5 protein-coding genes are annotated in these 6,256 nt (G+C 58.1%); 1 reads left to right on the top strand and 4 read right to left on the bottom strand.

Annotated features, from left to right (window positions below):
• From ACF8AM_RS15715 to galE, 4 genes are all read right to left on the bottom strand, one after another.
• Positions 1-704 (bottom strand): MotA/TolQ/ExbB proton channel family protein (locus ACF8AM_RS15715; protein WP_392556542.1); only part of this gene is annotated, 704 nt, incomplete at its 3' end.
• A complete protein-coding gene (locus tag ACF8AM_RS15710; RefSeq protein WP_392556541.1) occupies positions 701-2,521 on the bottom strand; it encodes a hypothetical protein in 1,821 nt (606 codons plus the stop codon). The genes ACF8AM_RS15715 and ACF8AM_RS15710, both read right to left, overlap by 4 nt.
• Positions 2,518-4,713, bottom strand: coding sequence for a hypothetical protein (locus ACF8AM_RS15705; RefSeq protein WP_392556540.1), 2,196 nt, complete (start codon positions 4,711-4,713; stop codon positions 2,518-2,520). The genes ACF8AM_RS15710 and ACF8AM_RS15705 overlap by 4 nt, the downstream gene beginning before the upstream one ends.
• A 158-nt stretch (positions 4,714-4,871) precedes the next feature.
• Entirely contained in the window at positions 4,872-5,858 is a 987-nt protein-coding gene (gene galE / locus ACF8AM_RS15700; RefSeq protein WP_392556539.1) for a UDP-glucose 4-epimerase GalE, read from the bottom strand.
• Positions 5,859-5,999: 141 nt separating this feature from the next.
• Between galE and ACF8AM_RS15695 the strand changes: the two genes are divergently transcribed.
• Positions 6,000-6,256, top strand: a 257-nt coding sequence (locus ACF8AM_RS15695; protein WP_392556538.1) for a site-specific integrase, incomplete at its 3' end; no start/stop codon positions are given.

Here is a 6,256-nt window from a genome sequence, read left to right as displayed (position 1 = left end):
CGGCGGAGCGGAGCCAAGGCTCGATCCGCATGCATTGTGACATCTGACAGCAACGCGTCCACTCGATTTCGAAGCACCCCCGAGGCGGCCAACGCCGGAATCGCCACCAGCAGACCACCGACAGTCGTCACCAAGGCTTGATAGATCCCTTCCGCCAAATCTCCCGCCCCCGCCGCACCGCGAGTCGCAGCGACTTGGCGAAAGGCGAAAATCATTCCGGTCACTGTTCCCAGCAACCCAACCATCGGGGCCAGGTTGGCAATCATCGCTAAGTAATCGATCCGCCGCAGCATGCGTGAGGACTGGTCGACCAAAGCATCCTCGACCGACTTTTCAACCTCCGGCCATCCATATTCGCGATGGTTCAAACCCACCGCGATGACTCCCGCCAAAACACTGGGATTCTGACGAAGCAACGTTTCGGCTTCCGACAACCGGGACGACTGAAGTGCCGCTGCGACTCCCTCACTGAGCTTTTCTGGCACAACATCACGACGCCGTAGCGCCAGCGATTGGTCAACGACCAAGTAAACGGCCGCGACACTGAACGCGAGTAACACGAACAAGATCATCAACCCGGCGATCCCACCACTGGTCACAATCGACCACAGGGAATCCGGTTCTGCCGCCGGCACCTCTGCTTGTGACAAAACCTTCCACAAAAACATGTTGTCAGCCAATCCGTGAAGCATGGTTCCCATCATTGTCCCTCGTCCACGGTTCGGCCCACGGAAAGCAGAAACTCTGCATCGGCAAGCAACGGATCACTCCACGCCAATCGCAGCACCCCATCCCGCTGAAGTTTTTGCACCAGGCGTTCGTGTTCGTCCCGCAACCGGCTTTCAATCCGATCGACTCGCCCTTTGGCTTGCGTCCAAGACAGAACCAGCATCGAGAAAACAGCCATGGGCAACACCGACAACAACAAACTCGTCAGCATCATCGAAGCGTCCGGACGAGGAAACTTGTTCAAGTCACCCGCCACCCCTTCGGCTTGCAACACGTCACGCATCGTCGAATAGCTGGCGTCAAAGTAGCCTCGATAAAGCGCGACCAGCGGCCCGGTCATCAACAACCAAAACAACAACGTCCCGGCCAAGCCAGCGGCATTGGCAAACCAAGTCGTCGTGGAACCCTGACTGATCGCGGTATCAAACGATTTCTGAGAGGACTCTTGCAGCGTCTCGATTCCCGCCAAGGAGGCAACCGGCGTGTCTGGAGATGAATCGAGGTCCGTTTCAATGGCTCCATGACGCAACTGATTCAGCTCCGCCCGAAAACGCCGAGCCATGGGCCCCAATCGATCCGCGACCGACGCGGCCGTTCGTTGCCGCAGTCCGCTCCTTAAATCCATGTCCGCCGCACGTTGATCGCTCACGTTCCGGGCGCCCGCGTAGACCGCACCAATCAACGAAGGCAACGACCCGGACAATGTCAACAGCACTCGATCCCACGCCCCATGCGTCAGATTCAACAGAGACAAAACCGTTCGATAGGGAAACCAAATCGCGGCCGTGTCCGCCAACAAGGCCAGTCGCAATCGACTGCGGATCGCGGCTCGCAGTGGGGTCGCCCCGCCAAGCAATGTGCCTGCCACTTCGGATGGCAAACGGGTCGCTTCCGCATTCAATCGGTCGACCGCGCTGGTCAAATAAGGCAACAGGGTTTGCAGCACCGAGGCAACCGCAGCAGAGAAACGGGCGTCAAGCGCTGACAACCGCGTGCTGCGACGTTGGTCACCGCCGCCTGATTCGCAGATGGCTTCCTCGATGCGGCGGCCCAGCGTTTCCGCCAATTGAATTCCAATCTCGTCTTCACCCAGCTCATCAATTTCAAAATCGCGGACAATCACAGCGGGGGCGATCTGGCTCTGCGGCGCCGTCGACCGCAACCGAGCCACCAAAGCCTCCACGTCCGCATCGATCGAATCGTCGTCGACATCCGCCATGTTCACCACCGGAATCACCACCGAGCCTTCGGAGGCGGCAGCCAATCCAGATACCCGTTGGCTTCGCAATTGGTCCCGCCGAATCACCATCACCAACACCGACGCGGTCGACAAAGCCCGCTGAGCGATGCCCGCAATCGCTCGCCGATCATCCGTTGCTCCTGGCGCATCGACCAACAAGTAAGGTGAACCGATCGATTGCATCTTCCCGGCGTCACAGGCGATGAACCGTTCGTGGCGAGCGTCCAAGTCCGCGGGCGGTTTGGGACCAATCCATGTCAACTTCTCAGTGGCTTCTTCCAGCGAGTTGCCACTGCGAATCGCATCCACTGGACCGCCACGGATCATTTGACGGACCAACCAAGACTTGCCTTGGCCGGTGGCTCCCACCACTGCCACGACGATCGAACTGGAGGCTCGATCGGTCAGAATCATCTCGCGAGCTTCGGCGTGGTCGCGACAGAGCTCTCCGATTTCGCGTCCGGTTTGACTGTTTCCAAGCACCCGATCCGCTGCACGATGGACTCGCTGCAGAAACCGATCGCCCGAGTCATCCATCACAACCGCATTCATCGCATGGCTCCCGCTTCATTGGATGAGTCACCGGCACGTTTCTTGGCACCCGAGGGTCGAGGCAGCAACCGTTTCAACTCCGACACAAACTCATCCCGCACGCGAAACAGAGACATCATCTTGGCTGGTGGCTCGCCGCTCGCAATTCGCGATGGCGGCAACGTCACCTTCGCGTTGCCCACTCGAACATCCATCGGTGGATCTGGCCGGGCCACGCCCAGTTCATCGCACAGCACTGCCAAGAAGTCCGCCAATTGTTGCCGAGCCGCCTGCTGGCTGACGTCTTGCGTTCCGCGATTGGCGGCCCACATCGTCGACATGATGGTCAGTCCTGCCGCGGCCAGCATCTCCGGGATCGACGCCGCAAGAATCGCATTGGCTCCCAAGTCGACAGGGATCATCAGAACCGCGCCGAAGGTCGCAAACAGTGCCGCCAACGGCGTCAGCCCCGTCGCGATTTTTCGATGCACCGGAACCTCCGCCCACATTTGGCGAACCGCGGCATCGAGCCGACGAGGATCCAACGTCGTGAAGTCGTCTTGTTCAAATCGCAGAACGGCGCGTTCGACTGGTTCCCGAAACACTGAAACCTCAACCTCCGTTGCTGAACCACCTTCCGAATCAGACGCGAGATGCGTCAAGACTGAGGTTCCCCCATGGCGTTCGATCTCGTTGATCAATCCCGTCGGTTCGATCAATCCACCGTACTCGCCACTTTGAAAGCGGCCCTTGATGTCATCCGCGGCACGCCGTGAAACCGCCGTCGGGGTCAGGTTGCGAATGAAGTCACCCGCTCCACCGACCACCCGCCGAAGCGTTGAGTTGAGCCGCACACCCCAGCGCGCATACCACGGCGCAGTAGCAGCAAACGATTCGCTGAGTTGCCGAATGATTCGCTCGCTTTGGTGCAATCGCAACTCGATGACTTCCCCGCCAATCTTTCGATGCGCGAAGTACTCCAGTGCCGAATCCAGCAACACCTGTTGGCACTGCCGAGTCTTCTCAAAGGACTCGTCAGCGTTGCGGCGAATGGACTCCACTCCCTGATTCCAAACAGCATCTTCCAGGTTGATCCGAAGCGCCTGATGCAACTGCGAAAACAACACGCCTCGATCGAGCTTGGACGGCAAAGCCTGCAACAGTCGATCCTCGTCGATCACCGCGGGAGGGTTGTTGTCCGGGTCTTCGCTGACAGCAAAAAAGACAGGCAGCAACTCGGGTTCGTCTTCGCTTTGCAAATCCGATTCTGCGGGCACCATCGCATCACGTTGTGGGTGATGCTCGTCCACCACCGGTATGAACGGTCGGCTCGACGGGACGTCGAAATCGTAGGCGGCGTACAACGTGCCAACGCCATAACGTTTAACCAGAGGATCAAATGTTTCGTGAACTTGATCTGGCGTTTGTCTGGGACGCACTTTGTTGACCGCCAACATTCGCGGCACACCCGGCATCAGATCCGATGCGATCCGCAGCAAGTCCGCCAACGTTGTGTCACGAGAAGATTCTGCACCGGTCACGATCAAAAAAGCGGAACACAGCGTGGCGGCACGGCCGAGCAACTCGCGTCGTTGCTCGGGCGATCCCAGCCCAAACTCCTCGTCCGAAACAATGTCGGGACAATCCAGCAACCCGACACCCACTTCATCCAGCCCTGGGTCGGTCGCGAGCAATGGAACCGACAACAACGACGCGTCTCCGTCGCGGTTGTTGTACTGTTCTGCTGCCGACTCTGGATCGAGCGACAACTCCTCGGGAGAGTTCCCCAACGAATCGCCGATTCGCGTGATCAACAAACTCCAAAGTTCAACGTCCGATCGCCAACTTTGAGGCAGCCAAAGAACGAATCGATGGGTTCCTTGTCGATTGCTGGTCCCACGCAGCGTGCGTCGTTGACCGGCCGGAGAAAGAAACGAACTGACCAGGCTCGTTTTGCCGCTGTTCAGCATGCCTGAAACAGCGATCGTCGGCCGATCGATCAACTTCGAAGCCGTGTGCAGTCGACGACCGGCGGCCAAAGTCGCTTGAGACTGCACGTTCTCGATCCGCCGAAGTGCCGTCAGATAGCTTTCTCGCCCCTCCTGGGGTGCGATGCGTTCCACCGCCGCTCGTCGATCGTCGTCTTCCAACAAAGACAGCAACGCCGGCCAATCCACCGATGGATCTTTTGTGGAACGTCGCAATGGAAACATGAACGAATCGACGCCAACGACTTAGCAATGAAACAGAACGTGGCGCATCAAATCCGCCGAGACTTCTATCATCATGATTCAAATCGACAACGACAACCAGTCGGAGGAGGTCTCAAGAAGCCGCCTGGATCCGCGTGCCCCATCAAACAGCGCGTCCGTCAAACCGTGTCGTAACCTTGGGGGTGTGCCTGATGCCAATTCCACGCCGTCTTCACGATGTCTTCAATTTGGGTGTATCGCGGTTTCCACCCCAGCACTTCGCCTGCCAACCTTGCATCGGCAATCAACTCGGCAGGATCACCTGGCCGTCGCTGGCCCATGACTTCCGGAATCGGATGCCCGGTCACCGCCCGACAGGCTTCAACGATTTCTCGAACGCTGGTCCCACGACCGGTCCCCAAGTTGACCTGGATGCCTTCTCCCGGAACCAATCGATCCAGTGCCCGCAGGTGAGCGTCGCCCAGGTCATCCACGTGGATGTAATCGCGAATGCAGGTGCCATCCGGCGTGGGATAATCATCGCCGAAAATCGAAATCGATTCGCGTTGCCCCAATGCCACCTGCAACACGATCGGAATCAGGTGCGACTCTGGATCGTGGTGTTCACCGATCGTTCCATCTGGTCGAGCTCCAGCGGCATTGAAATATCGCAGCGCGGCGTAAGCGAATCCGTAGGCATGAGCGTAGTCCGCCAACGCTTTTTCAATCACTAACTTGGAAAATCCGTAGGGATTGATCGGGTTCTGCGGCGTGGTCTCTGGAATCGGCACCGTCTCGGGCTGCCCGTAGGTTGCCGTTGTGCTGCTGAACACAATTTTCTTGACGTCTGCTGCACGCATCGCTTCCAACAACGACAGGGTCGCGACCACGTTGTTTTGGTAATAGATCGCCGGATCACGCACCGATTCACCAACTTCGGCAAATGCGGCGAAGTGCATCACCGCGTCGACCGAATGCTCTTTCAACAGCGAGGTCAGCTTCGCTTGATCATGAAGATCCCCCTCCACCAACAATCCTTCCGGGACCGATTTGGCATGGCCTCGCGACAGATTGTCAAACACGACCACTTCGTGACCGGCATCGAGCAACAAAGCGACCGCGTGCGACCCGATGTACCCGGCACCGCCGACGACGAAAACTTTCATAGGAAGAAACTTGCGAAGGAGATGGTTCGAGAAGAATTGAGATTGGCGGCAACACGCCTTCCAAGACGATAACGGATTGGAAACGTTCCGTTGAAGTGCACACTCACAGTGCATCCCTGAACGCCGTGGAGCACCCCTAGAGTGGCTAAACGACTCACAAAACTGCAGCAAATGCAGTCCGGACAATCGAAATCCGCCGCCCCCTCAGCCGGTCAGGCGGTTTGTGACGAATTTTTGGTTTACTTGAAACGTGAGTGTCATCTGGCGGATAACACCGTCGCTGCCTACGGGCGAGACATGAAACGGTTCGTCACCTGGATGGACGGACGCCGACCGGCTGATCTGACAATCACCGAACTGTCAGACTTCGTCGCCTCCTTGCATGGCGAAGGACTGGC

The organism is Rhodopirellula sp. JB055 (genome assembly GCF_043100905.1).
Lineage (GTDB): Bacteria > Planctomycetota > Planctomycetia > Pirellulales > Pirellulaceae > Rhodopirellula.
This window is presented reverse-complemented; position numbering and strand designations above follow the sequence as displayed.

Bases quoted from the DNA above. Each gene is read 5' to 3' on its own strand.
- ACF8AM_RS15710 (WP_392556541.1), bottom strand. From the start codon at position 2,521: ATGAATGCGGTTGTGATGGATGACTCGGGCGATCGGTTTCTGCAGCGA.
- ACF8AM_RS15705 (WP_392556540.1), bottom strand. From the start codon at position 4,713: ATGTTTCCATTGCGACGTTCCACAAAAGATCCATCGGTGGATTGGCCG.
- galE (WP_392556539.1), bottom strand. From the start codon at position 5,858: ATGAAAGTTTTCGTCGTCGGCGGTGCCGGGTACATCGGGTCGCACGCG.